This is a genomic window from Vibrio sp. SCSIO 43155 (genome assembly GCF_023716605.1).
In the GTDB taxonomy this organism is placed as follows: Bacteria; Pseudomonadota; Gammaproteobacteria; order Enterobacterales; family Vibrionaceae; genus Vibrio; species Vibrio harveyi.
Genome location: NZ_CP071853.1, coordinates 909,241 through 929,036, shown reverse-complemented (window position 1 = coordinate 929,036; position 19,796 = coordinate 909,241). Strand labels below are relative to the sequence as shown.

13 protein-coding genes are annotated in these 19,796 nt (G+C 43.0%); all 13 read right to left on the bottom strand.

The annotated features are described in order from the left end of the window. Nucleotides 1-330 precede the first annotated feature (330 nt). Nucleotides 331-4,266, bottom strand: coding sequence for a zinc-dependent metalloprotease (locus J4N44_RS21025; protein ID WP_114320433.1), 3,936 nt, complete (start codon nucleotides 4,264-4,266; stop codon nucleotides 331-333). A 68-nt stretch (nucleotides 4,267-4,334) separates the two neighbouring features. After that, nucleotides 4,335-5,174 carry a hypothetical protein gene (locus J4N44_RS21020; protein ID WP_029789541.1) on the bottom strand — a complete coding sequence of 280 codons (840 nt, stop codon included), beginning with the start codon at nucleotides 5,172-5,174 and terminating at the stop codon, nucleotides 4,335-4,337. A gap of 34 nt (nucleotides 5,175-5,208) precedes the next feature. Beyond that, nucleotides 5,209-6,039, bottom strand: a complete 831-nt coding sequence (locus J4N44_RS21015) for an ABC transporter ATP-binding protein (protein WP_074051565.1) — start codon at nucleotides 6,037-6,039, stop codon at nucleotides 5,209-5,211. Then, nucleotides 6,039-6,911 (bottom strand): ABC transporter ATP-binding protein, encoded by an 873-nt coding sequence (locus J4N44_RS21010; protein ID WP_252045724.1) that lies wholly within the window; start codon nucleotides 6,909-6,911, stop codon nucleotides 6,039-6,041. The genes J4N44_RS21015 and J4N44_RS21010 overlap by 1 nt, the downstream gene beginning before the upstream one ends. A gap of 13 nt (nucleotides 6,912-6,924) precedes the next feature. Further along, entirely contained in the window at nucleotides 6,925-8,748 is a 1,824-nt protein-coding gene (locus J4N44_RS21005; RefSeq protein WP_252045723.1) for an extracellular solute-binding protein, read from the bottom strand. Nucleotides 8,749-8,764: 16 nt separating this feature from the next. Further along, the gene (locus J4N44_RS21000) at nucleotides 8,765-9,823 is read right to left on the bottom strand and encodes an ABC transporter permease (protein WP_252045722.1); all 1,059 of its coding nucleotides are present in this window, start codon (nucleotides 9,821-9,823) and stop codon (nucleotides 8,765-8,767) included. 2 nt (nucleotides 9,824-9,825) lie between these two features. Continuing rightward, nucleotides 9,826-10,851: an ABC transporter permease subunit gene (locus J4N44_RS20995; protein WP_029789536.1), complete on the bottom strand. Its 1,026-nt coding sequence runs from the start codon at nucleotides 10,849-10,851 to the stop codon at nucleotides 9,826-9,828. A gap of 564 nt (nucleotides 10,852-11,415) precedes the next feature. Further along, complete coding sequence (locus tag J4N44_RS20990) at nucleotides 11,416-12,705, bottom strand: ATP-binding protein (RefSeq protein ID WP_252045721.1); 1,290 nt, start codon at nucleotides 12,703-12,705, stop codon at nucleotides 11,416-11,418. Between the two features lie 15 nt (nucleotides 12,706-12,720). Further along, the gene (locus J4N44_RS20985) at nucleotides 12,721-13,416 is read right to left on the bottom strand and encodes a response regulator (RefSeq protein ID WP_029789534.1); all 696 of its coding nucleotides are present in this window, start codon (nucleotides 13,414-13,416) and stop codon (nucleotides 12,721-12,723) included. A gap of 765 nt (nucleotides 13,417-14,181) precedes the next feature. Further along, on the bottom strand, nucleotides 14,182-16,107 hold the full coding sequence (locus J4N44_RS20980; RefSeq protein WP_252045720.1) for a diguanylate cyclase domain-containing protein: 1,926 nt from the start codon (nucleotides 16,105-16,107) through the stop codon (nucleotides 14,182-14,184). Further along, nucleotides 16,104-16,643 carry a YfiR family protein gene (locus J4N44_RS20975; protein ID WP_049537136.1) on the bottom strand — a complete coding sequence of 180 codons (540 nt, stop codon included), beginning with the start codon at nucleotides 16,641-16,643 and terminating at the stop codon, nucleotides 16,104-16,106. Before J4N44_RS20975 ends, J4N44_RS20980 begins: the two co-directional genes overlap by 4 nt. After that, nucleotides 16,637-18,793 (bottom strand): TonB-dependent receptor plug domain-containing protein, encoded by a 2,157-nt coding sequence (locus J4N44_RS20970; RefSeq protein ID WP_009696145.1) that lies wholly within the window; start codon nucleotides 18,791-18,793, stop codon nucleotides 16,637-16,639. Before J4N44_RS20970 ends, J4N44_RS20975 begins: the two co-directional genes overlap by 7 nt. Nucleotides 18,794-19,030: 237 nt before the next feature. After that, nucleotides 19,031-19,795, bottom strand: a complete 765-nt coding sequence (fecE, locus tag J4N44_RS20965; protein ID WP_017819178.1) for a Fe(3+) dicitrate ABC transporter ATP-binding protein FecE — start codon at nucleotides 19,793-19,795, stop codon at nucleotides 19,031-19,033. Nucleotide 19,796: the final 1 nt, after the last annotated feature.

Genomic DNA, 19,796 nt, shown 5'->3' with positions numbered 1-19,796 from the left:
CTTCCACAACTTGGGAGATCAGACTAATTTGCACAGCATAAATGTCAAACTTCGACAATTTTTGAATTGTATTTACTTCATTGTTATAAAAGCATTTTTTTGATTTTAGTCAGGACATTCTGACAAGATTATCCACCTTGGACTACAACATATTTGGGTAGGATATCCCATCATTAAACTGAAATGTGCTGTTCAACAACTAAACAGCTCAACGTTTATCGCATGCTCAACAAATTGCGCAATATAAAAAACCATGCAAAAAAAACCGGTCAGCCAAAAGCTAAACCGGTTTTTACGCATATGACACCCTTGCCTACTTAGCCTTTTTACTTAGTCACTATACAAAGGGAACTGCTCAAAGGCACGTCGATACGTTACATACTCATTCGAGCTCCAAAGCCTTAGCTCTTCTGGATCGTAGTCATATACTTCTTTGTGAGAGGCGTTGAGAGAACTCGTATTGTTCTCAGCAATTTGGTCACCAAAGATCTGTGCTACATCAAACATTTTGTCTAATTCATCACCTTCAAACTTACCAATCGCACTGTTTTGAGCTGTTTGTAGGCGAGTTAGAGAGTTACACTTACGCTTCATATGATCTTCATCAGACTCACCATCCACCTTAAAGCGCAGACATTTGTTGCCATCTTCTTCGTACTCTTCAAACATTTTGTCAAACATAGTAAAACGTGCAAAACCTGTTGTATCTCGAAGGGCTACAAGTGCATCTTTATCACCAATTGCAATGATACGGGCTTCATTGCGGTCACGTGTATTTTTAAATACAGACAATGCATTTCGAACGCGATATGGCAAACTATTTAGTTTCTCAACACGAGCTTTTTGCTCATCTTGGTACAAAGCACGTGAAGCAACCGCATTAGCTAACGAGTTACGTGAGTTCAAGGAGTAATTCATACCCTTCCATGTAAAGTTAATACCGTTCGGATCTGCGGTTGCACTGTTCGCTAGGTTGATCGCAATTGAATCACTTAGCCCACGTACAGAGTCACCCAACCCGTACTCATTGGCACGATTGTACTTCATCAAGTTTGCTAGCAAAGTACCGAAGTAAGGGACAACCGAGTCTTGTGGCGACCCTTCCGTCCAATATTCGAATGCTTCTTGTCCGCCCATGACAAAATAACGTTTCATTGGCCACAAGTATGATGGAACCGCCTCGATTGTTTGAGTCAAACTCGGCTGGTAGCGAAGCACCGTTTCAACGTAATCACCATTACCATCAACGAATATCGCTTGACGCGCTTCAGGTCGACCCGCTAAATCAGATAGGTGCGTATACAGTTTAGTGATCTTGTCTGACAGATCAATCAGCGCCAAGCTTGAGTTTTCTGTAGCAATGTAAGGCGAATCACGACGAACCAACATTTGTGCAGCTAGCAGTTTGTCTGGCCACACGCCCAATAAGTCTACTGAGTTAGAAGCTGTCTGATATGGATTATTTGCTTTTAAGCTCGACCAAATATGACCATCACGCGTTTCTGAGCGCATCACGATTTCGTTGGCTTGCTTTTTAAGTATTTGAACGAGTTCCTCATCGAAACAGCTAGTTGGAACATCGCGGTTCAGTGACATACCCGTTTGGTATGTCAGCCAAAGGTCAGACAATTTTGCGAAGCGATAACGATTAGGTACACCATCAATACCACTTAGCTCTTCAAGCTCACAAACTTTATCTGGTGCTGTCAGTACATCTAAGAAGAAGTCAGCAGCTAAGTTTGCCGCATTGTATGTATCACAGATAGGACGGAGCCCTGCTGACATACTGTCTAGCGGTTTAGGGTTTCCACGCCAATCTAAGCAATTGTTTTCTGCAATCTCCTCAAACACTTGCCCCTTGTTATTGGTGGTATTAGCACCAATGTAGCGTGCGAAGACAAAATCGATCTCACCAACATTTTCGACTATGTCACGTATCTTTTGGAATTCATACATACGTTGCCAAAAGTATTCGTATTGGTGATATTGAGAGAAAAAGTCACGACCATTTCGACGGTTCGCCGTTTCGTAACTGTCGTAGTAACGCTGAATTCGGAATTCAGTGATCTCTGTTAGCGATGTGCCCTCATCAAAACGATCACACGTTAAGCTTGTTGTCGTATGTTCATCTGTACAAAAACGGTAGCTCGCCAACTCAGGTATATCGTCAGTACCCACATTCGCACGCAAGTGAGCAATTACGCCTGTAGGATAGGTGTTGTAATCCTCGCTCATCTTGCGATCGTATTCTGCAAGTGAGTATGTCTTACGAACTTGGGCACCCGTCTTATCTCGAACTGATTCACCAATAAACTCATTGGTTTCGATTTCACGGGCATAGGCAAACTTTAGAGCCGCTTTATCGTATTTACCAAACACCAACAACTCATCAAAAATTGATGCACCGTAGTCCATGATCGAGCTGTAAGCCGCAGGTTTAGCTTGGTGACCAAGGCTGCTGTTTGCTAGCTCATCAGCTGTGTAGAAATGCGCCTTATCTACTGAACCCATAAAGTTATGTCTTAAACCTAAATTGTGTCCAAGCTCATGGATCAATGTAGACTTAAACATATGCTCAGAGATCGCTTCACTGGCTAACTTTTGTTGCTCTAAACTCAATTCACTCCATTTTTTCATGGTGTTTTGCTTGGCATCAGCAAAATAACCACCATCAGCGTAGTCGATACCAGAAATCAAACCTTTCGCATTGGTACTTAACCACATAGCGTCTTCACTATAAACGTTCTGCTCTGAGAATCGCTTAAGCATATCTTGGCGCTTGTAGAAGGTTTGTAGAGCGAGCTCTTTATTGTCCACATCGAACTTATGATCTAGGTCTGCTTTAGGCACTTCATTTACAAACGTACCTTCTCCAACAAAAGCCATTTCATCTTCAGTCACTTGGGGTACGAACTGATCTGGACCGCGGTCAGCCGTGATCATGTCGTTAAACACATCAATGTCAGTGCGCTCAGCGACCACAGGTGCGGTATCGCTGTCAGCATCGCCACTATCTGTCGCAGTGTCATCTTTCGGTGCAAGCTTAGCGATTTCTTGACGATTATAACGCATCGCTAAGTCGTCCCAGTAACGACGAGTAGTGGTACGAATAACACCAAGGTATTGGTTAACATGGGCATGAATGATTTCACCCGTTAACGGGTTAGTTGCAGATGGACCGTAACCCAACAAGCCATTGTCAACTGGTTCATCAATCAAGTTGAAAACGTTGTAACGTAGGTCACCAGATTTAATACCTGCTTTCTCTTTGGTATTGACGATTCTGATTGGTGGTACACCAGTTCCTTCGAGTGACTCGTTAACTTCTTTCATCGTGTCAATAGTCAGCTGACGGTAGACTTCATTACCTTCATCAAAGTAAGTATCACTTAGGTAATAATCAATCGATTCAAGATTTGGGTTAAAACGGTTAATGTAAGCAAAACGTGAGCCTTGAACATCGCTCTCACCTGTGTGTGTTTTCACTGCCTTGCTGTCATTAAAGAAGCCGTAATACGCGCTATCTTGCCCTTGATAATAAACAGGTTTGTAATTAGGGCTTGCTAGTTTGTCCAGCTTGACAAGAGAGTAGAAAAAACGAGTCTTGAATGACAAGTTTTCTAAACCGCCGAACTTATATTGATCATCCGGGTTTGCTGTATATGTACGCTCAATTTCGACGTTAATTACACCCTCTTCCGGGTTGTATTCGTATGAGATAACACGTGGATCGGCACTCTCTGCTACGTTGCTCGCGGTGTACCAAGTGCTAAGCGTGTCTTCCGATAACGATTCAATATTCTCGTAATCCGGAATGAAGTGTGTCGCAGTCGACCAATCGACGTTCTCGTCTCTATTGATCTCTTCCTTGTTGGTACATTCACCGTAACCATTTTCGGCACAACGATACTGCCTGAATTCACCTGGAATTTTCAATACTGGTACGCGGTTGATTTCGGAGTCCCAACGACTAGGTTCCAGAGAATCAACTTTGTCACGGTCAAGCGCTTCGACGTAAATACCATTGGTTTCGTCAAAACGTAGCTTCACTAATTTTGGATCGCCTTGAAAAAAACCACGCTGCGTTAAAGCGTAACGCGGTGCTTCACCAGTTGAAGGCATGTACATCCACAACGATTCTGTATCTAGAGATTGAACTGTCACCTCTTTTGCGGATCTTTCAACTGTGTCATAAGCGCGATCCTCGGCTCCACATCCACTGAGTCCAGCAGCGATGCTTGCTACAATTATTGTTTTTCTAAACATAATGTCCCTGTATTTATAGTTATATCGTTTCTTAAGTAACGATGTCTTTTTATTAATTAGCTATCTCGCTAAAACTGATAATTAACCACTGCGTAATAGGTCATCTTTTTTAAATCAATCAGATCATTCAGCGGGTTTTGCCCTTTATCTGGATTGTAATAACCTACACTGTTTGTCATACCAACTGACATAGAAATGCTCTCTGTCATTTGGTAACCAATTTCTTCTCCATGTAAAATAGTCGGATCCAGTGAGTTACCTTGATAATTCCACGACTGCCTCGGCATTAAGAAAATATTGAAGTAAAAGTCGTCTGCAAATGCATAATCCACAGAAAATTGATTACTCAGCCTATACTCAATCAACTGATAACCACCAGCGGTTTTGTATTCATGGAAGTTTTTTCGTAGCAGAACTGTATTGCTAAGCGTCAGACCGTCTAACCACTCATCAAATGCAGCACTCCACCGAAGTTTTAAACGCGTTCCAAACTGAAGGTCATTTCTTTTAGAAGACTTTGAGGTTGGAAATATCGCTCTAATTTCACCGCTTACCGATGAACCTTCTGTCGGATTAAACAATCCGTTGTAAGCCCATGATAACGAGGTGTCATTCCAGAACTGACCGCGAGTACCATAAACATCTCCATCCTGTTGGTGATATCCAGATACCACGAGTTGCAACCTAGATTTGTCAGAAACCGCATAGCGTAATACGCCCGTAGCCGAAGCTGAACGATTAGCTAAGTAAGCACTGTCTTCGTAGCCATTACGCGAATAATCGGCACTCACATATCCTGACCATGCGCTCTTTTTGTCACTCTCGTCCCACTCATCATTCAAGTTGTTTGCGAGCACAAAAGAGGGCGTTGCCAAAAATAGAATTGGCAATACTTTTGTTTTATTCATACTGTCCTTCTGCTATTTAAATCCGTTTGTCTTTTTAATAGTTATTAGCCACCTGACTTGTATTTTTTATTCGTTGTGAAGGGTGTGTAATTGGAATAGCGGATAACAACTCTTTCGTATATTCATTCTTTGGCGATGAATATACTTCTTTCGCGGTTCCCATTTCGACAACTTTCCCTTTTTTCATTACTGCTACGTGGTCTGAAATATGTTTAACCACCGACAAGTCGTGTGAGATAAATATGATTGATAGGTTCATCTCTTTTTGTATCTTTAGCAGTAAATTCAATATCTGAGCTTGCACCGACACATCCAAAGCCGATACTGACTCATCACAGATAAGTAGTTTTGGCTTAAGTGCGATTGCTCTAGCGATACCGATACGCTGTCTTTGGCCACCAGAAAACTCATGAGGATAACGATTCACTGCAGTGTGCGGCAAACCGATCTTGTCGAGTAGTTCCAATACCCATCGTTTTCTTTCTGCTGGTGTACCAATACCATGAATCTTATAGGGCTCTTCTAAGATACCACCTACAGTGTGTCTTTGATTTAGTGACTCCAATGGGTCTTGAAACACAATCTGCATCTCGCGTCGAAGCGGTCTCATCTGCTTCGAGTTCAAATGCGTTATCTCTTTTCCTTCGAAGAAAATCTTACCTTCCGTCGGCTCGTACAGTTTGAGAATAGTGCGACCAAGTGTGCTTTTACCGCAGCCAGACTCACCCACTAGTCCGAGCGTTTGGCCTTGCTCTAAACTAAATGAAACATCATCTACTGCTTTGATCACATAACCTTTTTTGAAGACCCCCTTACCCGTTAGGTAATACTGTTTTAACCCTTCAATTCTTAATAGCTCAGCCATTACGATGCCCCCTGGTATTCAGGGAAAAGTGAAAGATCAATAGGAACAACCTGTATCGCCTGTTTGGACTCTGAATCTGAGTCAGGTATCAGACTAAGCAATCTCTTGGTATAAGGATGTTTTGGGTAATCGAAGAGCTCGAACACATCAGCGTTTTCGACAATACGTCCGTCATACATCACGGCAACGTCATCACAGATCTCAGCCACAACACCTAAGTCATGTGTAATGAAAATCATCGCCATGCCTGTCTCTTCCTGAAGCTCCTTCATTAACTTTAGGATTGAGGCTTGAACCGTCACATCCAACGCCGTCGTCGGTTCATCACAGATAAGCACATCAGGCTTACAAGCAAGAGCCATTGCGATCATCACTCGCTGTCTCATACCACCAGAAAGGTTATGCGGGTACTCTTGAAACCTAAGCTCTGGCATAGGAATTTTTACTTTTTCCAGCAAGCCGATCGAGTAATCCACCTTTTCTGCTTTAGACATATGACTATGGTGCAGGTCAAGTACTTCCACCAACTGATTACCAACCGTTTGAACTGGGTTAAGTGCCGTCATTGGGTCTTGGAATATGATTGAGATGCGGTTACCACGCATCTGGTACAAATCCCTTTCGACCATCTTGGTCAGATCCGTATCGCGATACCAAATCTCACCTTTAGTTATCTGCCCGTATGGTTTAGGTAACAGTCCCATGATCGACATTGATGTAACGCTCTTTCCACTACCCGACTCCCCAACTAAGCCCAAAGTTCTACCTGCTCGCACGTCAAATGAGACACCCTTTAAGATCTTGACGGTACCTTCATCGATGCTGAACTCCACCTCTAAATCGCGTACCTTTAGTACTGTTTGTTGCTTCATTTAGTATTTCGTCCTATAACCTGTAACGCTCGTCAATCACAGTGACAGGTTCGAAAGTTTCGCCCTCTTTATAAGCCAGCTGAGTTTGTTGTTTTAATTCGGTATCAATCCAGAAATTGCTGGTACCTAAAATGTTGAACATCGCACCAGTTTTCTTAGTCATCGGGTTATTGGGGTACTTGACCCAGCGCCAGTGTGCATCACGCGTATAAGGGACCATGTAGCCAGGCACAATCACAAAGGCATTTGAGATTAATTTCTGTATCTCTCTCGACAGTTGATATTTCTTATCGGCATCAAACTCGGAGTTGAATGCCTCAATCTCACGATCCAACTCTAACGAACTGTAGTTCGTATGGTTGTTGGTCTGGACCCGGTTTGCATTGCTAGAGTGGAAGTACTCTTTATATGCTGGTAACTCTCCGCCACCCATATTTAAAAATGCCAGTTGATGTTTTTTCTCTAAGATATATTTGAATGCTGCCGAACCATCCACCAAGTTCAGATTAAGCTCTAATCCTGCTAACTTGGCTTGCTCTTTTAGATACGCAATACGAGGCGTCCAAATATTGTAACCGTAGGTAATTTTGAAGCTGAGGCGCTCACCGTTTTTATTGACTCGAATACCGTCAGGACCGATGTTGGTAAAACCAGCCGCTTCGAAATAACCGATAGCTAGCTCTGGTTCGAACGCAGGTGCCTTCGCATCTGGCAGGTCGTAATCGCCATGACCATAGCCCATTGCATGAGGCTTGCGTGAGTAGTCACCGCGAAGTACATTCTTGATCATGCCGTCAAAGTCTGTTGCGAAAGTGATCCCTTTACGAACGTTAATGTCACTTAGTAGCGGCATCGAGGTGTTCATCCACAAACCACCCGCACCTTGCGATGTTTGGTTAAAGCCCCAAAACTTTTGAATGTAGCCTTTCGCAAAGGGGGCTGAATCCGTCTTCTCATGCCACAATTGCGGAAGTACCATGGTAAAGGTGTCCAACTTTCCCTTCTCAAAGTGTTTACGTGCAATGTCTGAATCGCGAATCACCTTGATGCGCAATTTGTCGACATTAAAGCGGTTCTGATAATACTTGTTGCCATATCCCCACCAATTGTCACCTACATGTTTGAAAGTAATACTGCGACCTTTGTTGATCTTTGAGATGTAGTAAGGTGATGTCGTTGGCTCCGCTTTGAAGTTGTATTTGCGAACAAAGTTGTCGTCCATACCATCGCCGTTTTGGTCATTGATATTGGCAAAGTAATGCCGCGGGCGCGGCTGTAACCCGTGATTTGGTGTGTTAAGTAGCACCATCAGTTCATCATTACTCTTTGGCTCAGAGACTGTGATAGAGATCGTGTAGTCATCGAATTTCTCAACGCTTGCGATAGTGTTTCTGAAGAAATCGTTGTACCAAGGATCAATAATGTCTTTAGAGCGGTAGTACGTTAGCATGAACAGGTAATCATCTGCCGTTACCATTTCACCATCAGACCATTTGACTTTAGGATTCAATTTGAAGTAAGCGGTTTTGTAGTCATCAGAAAACGCCCACTCATCAGCGAGTTGAGGGATCCACTTCCCCGTATTTGGGTGACGTTGAGCAAGCTTTGGCGTGCCATCCATAATGTAAAAGCGAATGCCGGAGTTCGCGTCAGGCCCCACAGAGCGCAAAGTTTGAGGAAAACTCAGCATATAGCTACGCAGAGTTCCGCCACGTTTAGCCTCGTCCGATGCAAAAACAGGATCTTGCCAATTGCTTTGCCATTGCAGGTCACTCGGCAACTCACCTGCCTGAACCAAGCCGCTGAGCAACAGTGAAATAAGTGCAAATCTATACATGATTACTTCCTTGTTTCTATATATATAGAGTGTATTTTTTCGGGTCGAAGGCGGTGCGAATAGCTTCACCAATGAAGGTCACCATTACCAACACAGAAACAATCGCTGTTACCACAGACACCACAATCCAAGGTGAATCTAAATTCGACTTACCTTGTTGCAACAGCTCTCCCCAACTTGGCGTTGGTGGAATAAGACCTAGCCCCAGATAATCCAACGCAGTTAGAGCAGTTATGTTCGCTGCAATAGTGAAAGGAGCTAGCGTCACAATCATCACCATGGTATTGGGCAAGATATGGTGGAAGATGATCCTAGCAGTGGAGGCACCTAAAGCTTTGGCAGCCAACACGTACTCTCGTGCTGACTCCTTGTATGTCATGGTTCGCATATACCAAGTGATACCCATCCAACTGAATGCCACGTTGATCAGAACAAACAACATAAAGGTGGGTTGCGCTATAGAGACCAAAATCATAATCACGTAGAGGAACGGTACCATAGACCAAGTTTCAATTAGCCTCTGCACCACTAAGTCGAATTTCCCGCCAAAGAAACCCATCGCACACCCAACCGTGACACCAATGACGTAGGCGATACTCATTGTCAGCAATGCAAAACCCATCGCCGTTCGAAAGCCGTAAACCAAACGTGCGAGAATGTCGCGACCAATAACATCGGTACCTAGGTAGTGTTGCGCTTCAAAATCCGGAGCATTCGGCGGAAAGCTACCTGAAAAGTCCTGCTCAAACGCATTCCAAGGAACTAATGGCAATAACACAAAGTCACCATTGTTCTCATATTCAAAGTTCTGTTGAAGATCGCGATAATTGGTTTCTGCCGCATAGTCCAAACCAAAGTTGCTACCCGAATACACATCCGAGAAGATTGGGAAGAAGTACTCACCTTGGTAACGAACGACTAGCGCTTTACTATTGATGAGTACTTCTGCACACAGAGATAAAATCAATAGTGCCGACAACAACATAAGTGACCAGTAACCACGCTTGATCTCCTTGAAGCGCTTGATTTGTTTCCTGGTCAACGGATTGAGAGTGAATAGATTTAATCGAGACATGATTACGCTCCAAACTTCACGCGAGGATCGACAAGCGCAACGCACACATCAGATAAAATATTGCCAAATAGCAGCACCAATGCGTTAATCGCAACAATGCCCATTACTACTGGGTAATCACGCTCTACAATCGACTCGTAACCAAGCAGACCTATCCCATTGATATCGAATATCACCTCAATTAAGAATGAGCCCGTCATGAAAAACAGTAACGAGTTGCCAAAGTGACTTGCAATTGGAATCAAGCTATTACGAAGTGCATGCTTACGAATTGCTTGTCTAAATGGCAGACCTTTAGCAATCGCTGTTCGAATGTAATCCGAAGAAAGGTTTTCCATCAGGTTGTTTTTCATCGTCATGGTCAACGTAGCGAAATCACCAATTAAGTAACAAATTAAAGGCAATACTGCGTGCCAAAGAATGTCCGTCACCTGCTCAGAAAGTGTGGTGAAATCATCAAAGTCGTCATCGACAAATCCCCCCATAGGGAACCACTCTAGGTGATAGCTGAACAATGTGATAAGTAGCACACCAACTACGTAACCCGGTAGCGCATATCCAACGAAAATCATGATCGACGAAACGGAGTCAAAAACACTACCGTGCTTTAATGCTTTGTAATAACCAAGCGGGATCGAAATGAAGTAACTAATAAAGAAAGTGATACCGCCATACATCGCAGACACTGGCAACCTCTCGAAGATCATCTCAGTTACTGGCTCGTAGTAACGAGTCGATTCACCTAAGTCGAATTGAACCAAACGATACAACCAATCAACGTAAGCTTCTGTTACTGGCTTGTCTAAACCATAAAACTTGTTTAAGTCTGCCAACTGCTCTTCAGATAGCGCAGAGTTTTGTCCCACTACAGCACTAACCGAAGCGCCATCACCTTGTGGCTGCATATTTGCCAACATGCGCTCCACCGGACCTCCCGGCACAAAGCGAGTAATTGCGAAGATAAGTATTGTGATCCCTAGAAACGTCGGTACAACTAACGCGAAACGTTTCAATAAATATGCAACCATTTTATTTCGTCAAACTCTATTTATAACAACTGCGCATCAATATAATTAATGATAAAACGTAGTCAAATGGTTACATTTGCGTACATAGGAATACAAAAGACTCTAGATGATTAACAAAGAAACAAAAGCAACATCGTTACTCAAGCGCTCATTTTAAGCTTCAAAGTCGCTCCATCAGATTTTAGTTTGAGCTATTAAGGAAGCATGTAATGACGTTTTAAATTGAGCTTTTTTTTGTATTTTGATAGTTACTCACTCTAGAGTATCCGATTACTGATTAGTTAATTGGGGATAAATTTAGGTCAGCTTGATCGGTCGAGATATTTGGGGGCGAAATATGATCTCAAAACATAATAAATGATTCATAAAGTCTGGCGTAAACTCCCCTGGCTTTTTAACCGATACGTATGAGACGCTCGCGACAAAAATGGCACATACGATCCAAAGATGTGTCACAGAGCGATTAGAGTTAAGAAATAACTCTAATCGCCCTGTAAGAAAGCAGCTTTCTTGGAAAAGGGAAACATAGAGACGAAGATAATAGCAAAGCAAAGATACGCGACTTCACCCGTCAATACGAGGAAAAGAGAGCGAAAAGCAAGCGCCATCAAGATAGCTATCTCTGACCGCTACTTGAGCCTGGTGCCGTTCACATACTTGTTTTACTATCGCAAGTCCAAGACCATGACCTGTTTTTCCTTTACTTCTTGCGGTATTTGCACTGTAAAACGGGTCAAATAAAAACGGCCAATGCTGAGATTCGACACCTTTTCCATCGTCATGAACTTCCACGACGACTTCCACATCGTTATACCACAGTTCAATAACAATCTTTGATTCAGCAAATTTAAACGCGTTACGAACGATGTTATCAATAGCACGATTAAACAACTTAAGGTCGACATGTAACGGAACAGTCTTGTTAAGCGGCACCTTCACCAAAGTAAGTTGAGTCTCTTTTTGCCATAGTGCGCATCGCTCTTCTAGCCAATGATTCAAATCTACGGGTTGCAATTGTAGTTCAGAATTACCACGCTCTAGTCGAGAGTAATAGAGCAGCTCATCGACCATATCTTCCATTTCTTGTGTATCTGCAAGAATGCGTGAGATAGCTTTCGCCTGCTTGTCCGTTGGCGCTAAATCACTGAGCAACTCAGCTTGCCATTGAATGCGAAAAATTGGTGTTCTAAGCTCATGAGCAACTGCATTAGTTAGTGACTTGTTGCTATTAATTAAGTCACGTATTTTATCTGCCATGACGTTAAAGCTACGGTTAAGAGTACCAAGCCTAATACTATTTTTTTCTGAAGCGCACTGCATTAAGTCGCCATTAGAGAACGCGATAGTTACAAGTTCAAGATTTTTTAAGCGAAGTTTTATCCGCCAAACTAAGAATAGACCACTAAAAGCAAACCCAGTAATCGCAAATACCCAAATCAAACGATTTTCCAGTTTTATCTTCTTTCTGAGGAACGACTCTTTATCATCCGATAATTCATATACGCTTTGACTTCCCGGTAAACGCAACCAAAGAAAGTCTTCCTCATAGTAATAAGCGTATATTTCTCGATTGGTAAACGCTTTTTGCACCATTTCCGGTGCATCTTTATGGTCCACGATACGCAACAGTTGCCGCGTTTTGTTTGCGTAGTCCTGCAAGATAGCTTCGGCTTCATCTATCCCCTTTTCACTCGCAATGATATTGATCAGCTCTTGGGAAGCCTGAGCTTGATGGTCTCTTAGAATATATTCATAGTCTGTGCCAACCTGATAAACGAGAAATGCATAGGAGTATATACTTATAAGAAAGATTAGCGTTAAACCCGCCAAGTATTCAAAATAGATTCTTCGCATTAAAAATGGCCGCCCTTACCAGCGCTCCGGAACAAACAAGTACCCTTTACCGCGCACGGTAATAATCTTTTTTGGTGGCATACTTATATCGTTTAGCTTCTTACGAAGAATTACTATTTTATTATCGATGAAACGATCAAAACCGTCATACTCTACTCCGCGAATCTGCTGAGTTAAAAAGCTTCGTGACAGCACTTGCTCGGGTGAGGAAGCTAGTAACCAAAGTAATTCAAACTCACTCTCAGCCATCGTAATGTCTTGACCTGCATAAACACACGACTTAGTCGTTTTATTTAGAGACAATTTACCGAAATGCAGTTCATTATCGTTAGGTGATAGTTCGTGGTTTCGGCGAAGCAATGTGCGAACCCTTGCCAACAAAACTCGTTGTTGTACAGGTTTGCTTACAAAATCGTCAGCACCAGTTTCTAGCGCCGCCACATGATCAAAATCGTCGTCACTTGCTGTTAAAATCAAAATCTTGCCATTAAATTGACTCCTGCGCACCTGACGGCAGATCGTGAGTCCATCTACTTCAGGGAGCATTAAATCCAGAAGCACAATATCAGGTTGAATCGCCAATATTTGTTCACAGGCTGTTACTCCATCAGCCACCCTGACAACATCAAATGACTGGCTCTCAAAATATTCTTGTAGCATTTCACTTAAAATTTGGTCGTCTTCCACGATTACTAACTTAGGGTTGGTCATAAATCCTTCTTACCATGATGCTTGCTACCCTTTCGAATCGCTTCCTTGAATTGGAATTTAGAACATTCTTCTTGCATAGCTGTGATTTATTTAAACAATTTATTATTTATAAAAATAATATCAATACGTGTATAACATAGAAATAACTATGAATGTAGCTAAAAATAGAAAGTGAGCATGTTTACTTTGACTAACCGTAAAGTTCATAGAGAGTGGCTATAAACGTGCAGGTCGATGAGTTTTTCATCAGTCTGCTCTACATGAGCAAACTCGATAAAAGAAGCTAACACAACATAATTAATAATGAGAATTAATTACATCCTTAGAAACCATTTGGAGGTTGAGCTATCCACTGCATATTCAATCAAATATGAGCCGCAGTTAAAAAAGCAAAGTGTGGCAGATTAGGCTTTTATTTATGACGGAGAGATTGTGCCGATAAATGCGACAAAAAGTATGACTGTTTTTCTTAAAATGCTGAACATAACGACTTCCACAACTTGGGAGATCAGACTAATTTGCACAGCATAAATGTCAAACTTCGACAATTTTTGAATTGTGTTTACTTCATTGTTATAAAAGCATTTTTTTGATTTTAGTCAGGACATTCTGACAAGATTATCCACCTTGGACTACAACATATTTGGGTAGGATATCCCATCATTAAACTGAAATGTGCTGTTCAACAACTAAACAGCTCAACGTTTATCGCATGTTCAACAAATTGCGTAATATAAAAACCATGCCCAAGGACATGGTTTTCCGTCAATCAAGTAAACAAACCGTTTCGGCGCCGCTGTGGTACTGGTTTTTCCCCGCTTTTTTCGCTAAATACATAGCAACATCCGCTTCGTTGATCTTTTCATCTAACGTCGCAGAGTCTTCACGAGACCAATAACTGATACCTATGCTTGCAGAAACTTCACACGTCACGTCTCCCAGAAGAAACGGTTTTTCGAGGCTCTCGATGATCCTCCTAGCAATAGGCTCACTGCTCGACGCATCACGGACCCCAATTAAAAACTCATCTCCAGCCAAGCGCGAAACCAGATCGCGTCGTGCAACGCAGTTCATTAATCGTTGCGCCACAACCTTCAACAATTGGTCTCCAATTGCATGTCCATATTGGTCATTAACGGCCTTAAAACCATCCAAGTCCACAAATAAGATGTGTTGTGATGCGCCAACATCATGCTTCTCTTGGAGTCGACGAACCGCTTTAGCACGGTTGGCAAGACCGGTCAGGGGATCATGGTTTGCCTGATAATTGAGACGTTTGAGTTCAATATCTATCGTCAAATCAGTAAAGGAAACCACAAAGGCTTCAGCTCTGCCCGTTTCACTTTTTAATACTCGCACTTTCAACTCACATGGTATCACCCGACCTTGCTGGTTTTTCAGCTCCACATGCGTTTTGTAATGTCCTGTTTTTAATAAGCGTAACTTGATCGCTTTTGTTGCTTCAAATGGAGAAAGCAATTCCAGTGTTTTAAGCGCATCCACTTCACCAAACCACTGCGTCGCTGAGTTGTTCTGCGTCTTAATATTCAAAGCACGATCGAGTACTAAAATAGCGTCTTGGTTTTGGTCAAACATCAAATCCAAAAGTTTGCGTCTTTGTTCTGACAGCGCGTGCTCCGTGATATCTCGAAGCTGAATCAGACTGCTCTTTTCAGTATCCATCGGGTTGCAAGAAATAAGGTAGCGCTTAGTTTTATCGACACTGCGTACCTCGATTCCTTCTACCGTGGTATGCGTGTCAATAGCAAACATAATGCGCTCGATTTTTAGCTGAGGCTCAAAGTAGTTCATCAACAAATTGCGGGCATTGGAGTTCACTTCTATGCCACGAAGTTCGCTTTCTGCCACTGGGTTGAAATAGGTTACTTGCTCATTCGACGATACAACAAGAACGCAACGTTGCATCGCATCGAGCGCGCTTCGAATATAACGGTTTTTGTCTTCAACTCGTTTCAAGACTTGAGCCACTTGAGATTCTCGCTCAGCAAGGCTCATTGTCATTTCGTTAAAACACTCGGTCAGTTTCCCCACTTCATCTTGATGATAAACCGGTAATGCTTTGCGAATAACACCGACCCGCCCCATATGTTCAACTGAGCGATGTAAAGACAACAAAGGAAGCGAAATTAATGAATGCAATAATTTGGCTAATGCCCAAGCACAGATTGAGAGTAACAGGACAATCACACCCAAGGATAACCACATTTTACGTTCATGAATTAGCAAGCTTTCAAGCGAAACCCAAATCTCAAGTGCACCGAGCTTCTCCCCTCCTAACAATACATCATTGTGGCGCATGACTACGCTTTGATTAGCGCACAACAATTCACGACCATGCCAAGCACACTCTTTTGGTAAATCTTCAATAGAAGCGATGGTTTGGTCGTGTTGGTTGATCACCACAGCAGAAATAATATCTGGGTCAAAGCTTAAGTTAATCAATTGCTCTTTTGCAGAATACGCATCGTCAAACATCAAGGATGCTTGAAGTGTATTTGCCACGCCTTGACCAAGGATATTGATTCGGCGATCTAAAGCACTTTCTTGCGCAATCACCAAGTATTGTATGGCTAAGGTGCCTAAACCAATCACGATCAAAGTTATCATCAACCACGTTGGAAGCATCATTTTGTGACGCAAAGGCAGCCGAGCAAGGCGAGAACGGATCATGGAGCCACCTCATCTTCAGCTAAGATAGAAATACTCAACAATTGCGCGCGTAGTTGGACTTTTGTTGGAGCAATGTGGCTGCGAGATATCATGGGCCGGATGCGGTTGTTCTCTTTCACAAATGCCACCATACCGCCTTTTTTAATAAACTTATCTCCGTCACCAATTAAGAGTGAATGGGGAAACTGTTCTCGTCTGGTGGCTATTTTTGAACTATCCGCCTGAGTTAAATATAAAATATGGCAAGAACTTGGCGTCTCGCCTTTGGATAAATCATAAAACCGTGACAATTGAGGTTTGCGTGCGACGATCCGTTGGAGGTGCTCTGCGACCGAGTCATTTTCAGATACGCAATATTCTACAGGAGCAACAGGTTCGCCCGTCGCCACCCAATCCGCCAACAGGGCAAAACGATACAAATACACGGCTTTTAAATCCGCATCTTCGTAGTGAGCAAACGCAAATGTTGCACTAAGCAGCGCCCAAAAAGCTATCAGCCATTTAACGACGACAACCTTTTCTGTTCGTTTTACCATTTGGCGTAATTCCAATCTAGCGTTAGCCAATATTGAGTGCCATTAGCAAAAGAACTGTAGTTAGTTGGAAACTCTTTGCTCTGGTCAGCGCCTAAATTCTCAACTGATGCCGTGATCTCTGGCAGGCAGTCGTTATACTGCCAGCTAATGGATGCATCAAAAGACACGACTTCGGGCCAGTTATAATCTTTGTTCGCCACGTTGATTGGGTTTAGTGCAGACTCGTAGTCTTTATGCAACTTGGATTCAGACACATATTGCCCACTGACACTCACCCACCATTGAGCTGTGATATCCCACATCACTTGCGCGTTCACAAAATGATTTGGCTCGTTTTCGATACTGCGTTTTACCGCATTGTTTGTACCACAAATATCACCTTCACAATGACCAACAATGCGTTTGTAACTGTAGTTAGCATTGATCTGTACATCATCTCGGGGCTGCCATTTGACCGCAACTTCACCACCAAAGCTTTCACTCCAAATAGGATCAACCAGCGTGGAGGTATATTGCTCCACAACGGTGCCAACCGTACCTGGAGAAGAACCACCCGTGATGATGTTCTGAGTAGCAGATTCTGTCTTATAAACTCGAATATTCTCATGGCGGGTATAGAAACCTCCCACGCTGAATTGCAATGCATTGTCATCCCAAAGACGATAGCCCACTTCATAAGTCGAGACTGACTCTACATCTAAATCTTCATTTCCTTCGAGAAGCACACTGTAGTAATAATCGTAATATTGGTTATTGCTAAATAGCACATGTTGCATGTACTGATTTTCACGCATGTAGGTACTCAGCTCCAAACGCGATGGGGTTACGATTGCTTTACCCCAGCCAGCCCAAATCCTTTGGTTATCGGCAAGCTCATAGCTCAAGCGAACTTGGGGTTGTGGGTCGATATCATGAGTAAGGTTGTTATATTGCCATCGACTACCAAGGGTTAATTTGGTTCTGTCCGTCAGTGGCACACTCCAGTTTGCGTATAGACCATAAGATTGATTTAAGAAATCAGGATCTTCTGCCACGCGCAAATATGGCATGGTGAGTTCATCATACTTTGAAAACGTACCGAACTTTTCGTCAATAAGGCGAATGTTTCCACCAATGGTAAACTCCGTTCCCCAAAGATCGGAAAAGGTATAGTGAGAGTCTAAGTCGGTTCGAAAAAACTGCGCATTGGCATGAGTGCTATCATTAGAACTGTACGTAAACCAGACTTCGTTTTCCCAGCTATCACCATTGGCACGATCGAAAATATGATGACCGCCGACGAAATACTCCTGCATCGTCATTTCTGTTTCGTAGGTACGCATGGGTTCAGAGCCCGGCATGATCATATGCGGCTGATAATTACCCCAGTTGTAATCTTCACGAGAACGAATACCGCCGGCTTGGACACTTAGGGTGTGTTCACGCTTCTGGTAATCCAAACGCCCACCAAAACGCTCGGTATATACATTGAAATGTTGAAACGGTTGTACCCTAGCCTCTTCACTGGTCCAAGGCATATGGTCTACAAATTCACCATACAGACTGTAATTGGCATACTCACCAACTGCACCAGCATGATGAAGTTGATACTCACGATAGTCGTAGTTGCCGAAACTGGCGGCTAGCTGCCCTTTTGGTGAGCCCTCTGCTTCTTTTGTAATAACGTTAATTACCCCAGTGACGGCATTTCCCCCCCAAACCGTCCCAACAGGACCGAGTACAATCTCGATTTGAGCAATGCTGTCCATACTGACTGGAATGAGATCCCAATCCACACCAGACGACATCGGGTTGAACACGCTACGTCCATCGACCATCACCAACATTTTATTGTTGAGCGTTTCGTTATTGCCTCGAACCGTCACGCCCCAATCATAGTTAGAATATTTAGCGACATGAAGACCGGGTGCCAAAGATAACGCATCAGCGACAGAGCGAGCTCCTGAGCGCTTGATCTCTTTAGCGGTGATAACATAAACGGACGCTGGCGTATCCGCCAAAGACTGAGAGGTACGAGTAGCTGAGACCACTTTGGTTTCCGCTAGAGAGCACAAAGGCATCTCCAACAGAGAATCGAGGTCATAGTTGGCAAACACAGGCGTAACAACGCCAAATGAAGAAGCAAAAACGAAGCTGAACGACAAACGCATAAGGTATTTCTCAACGTTTGAACGCTTGGTTAGCTAATTAGCGGGGGGAGTGGTTCAAACGCTAAATGACAATGTATCTATATGAGTACAGTGTACCATTAGCACCCTATCGGTTCATTTTAAACCACCTTATTTTACGCTGAGTAATTTTTATCGAAACGATTAAACTTGTAGTAGTTTTCAATCAACAGCAACCAATAATTGGTCACTGTTGAAGGGCAAGTTATCTTGCGTCTATTAGACAGCAACACACATCGGAGTATCAGAAATCGGGTCACGGAATACTTTCGCTTTCAGGTCAAAAACCTCATCAAGTAATGACTCAGTAAACACTTCATCCGGTGACCCCTCTGCAATAAGTTGACCTTGTTCAAGGACAATGAGATGGTCGCAGTAACGGCATGCTTGGTTAAGATCATGCAAGACAACCACCACGGTTTTTCCATTGGCATTCATTTGTTGCATCAAATTCATCAACTCGACTTGATGCGACATATCAAGGTAGGTGGTAGGTTCATCTAACATCACGACCTCTGTATCTTGTGCCATGACCATAGCAATCCATGCTCTTTGACGTTGCCCGCCGGATAATGATTCAACCGGTTTATCGGCAAATTCGAATACGCCTGTATCATGCATTGCTTGTTCCACAATCGTTTTATCATCCTTCCCTAACCTTCCCCAATGGGATAAATAGGGAGAACGACCGTACTCAACCAGTTTTCTTACTGTGATTCCTTCTGGGCTTACTAAGATTTGGGGCAACAGTGATAACGAGCGAGCTAGGCGTTTATCTCCATAACTCGACAACGGTTTTTCATTAAAAAAGACATCACCAGATAAAGGTTTGTTAATCCTTACTAATGTCTTCAATAACGTCGATTTACCGCAGCCGTTTGGTCCTATCAACGCGGTAATTTTCCCTTTTGGTATTGAGACTGACAAATTCGGAATGATTGTATTTTTGCCATAGGCGACGGAAAGGTTCTGCGTCTTTAGCATG

Coding starts and splice junctions, on each gene's coding strand:
- J4N44_RS21025 (WP_114320433.1), bottom strand. CDS start 4,266: ATGTTTAGAAAAACAATAATTGTAGCAAGCATCGCTGCTGGACTCAGT.
- J4N44_RS21020 (WP_029789541.1), bottom strand. CDS start 5,174: ATGAATAAAACAAAAGTATTGCCAATTCTATTTTTGGCAACGCCCTCT.
- J4N44_RS21015 (WP_074051565.1), bottom strand. CDS start 6,039: ATGGCTGAGCTATTAAGAATTGAAGGGTTAAAACAGTATTACCTAACG.
- J4N44_RS21010 (WP_252045724.1), bottom strand. CDS start 6,911: ATGAAGCAACAAACAGTACTAAAGGTACGCGATTTAGAGGTGGAGTTC.
- J4N44_RS21005 (WP_252045723.1), bottom strand. CDS start 8,748: ATGTATAGATTTGCACTTATTTCACTGTTGCTCAGCGGCTTGGTTCAG.
- J4N44_RS21000 (WP_252045722.1), bottom strand. CDS start 9,823: ATGTCTCGATTAAATCTATTCACTCTCAATCCGTTGACCAGGAAACAA.
- J4N44_RS20995 (WP_029789536.1), bottom strand. CDS start 10,851: ATGGTTGCATATTTATTGAAACGTTTCGCGTTAGTTGTACCGACGTTT.
- J4N44_RS20990 (WP_252045721.1), bottom strand. CDS start 12,705: ATGCGAAGAATCTATTTTGAATACTTGGCGGGTTTAACGCTAATCTTT.
- J4N44_RS20985 (WP_029789534.1), bottom strand. CDS start 13,416: ATGACCAACCCTAAGTTAGTAATCGTGGAAGACGACCAAATTTTAAGT.
- J4N44_RS20980 (WP_252045720.1), bottom strand. CDS start 16,107: ATGATCCGTTCTCGCCTTGCTCGGCTGCCTTTGCGTCACAAAATGATG.
- J4N44_RS20975 (WP_049537136.1), bottom strand. CDS start 16,643: ATGGTAAAACGAACAGAAAAGGTTGTCGTCGTTAAATGGCTGATAGCT.
- J4N44_RS20970 (WP_009696145.1), bottom strand. CDS start 18,793: ATGCGTTTGTCGTTCAGCTTCGTTTTTGCTTCTTCATTTGGCGTTGTT.
- fecE (WP_017819178.1), bottom strand. CDS start 19,795: ATGCTAAAGACGCAGAACCTTTCCGTCGCCTATGGCAAAAATACAATC.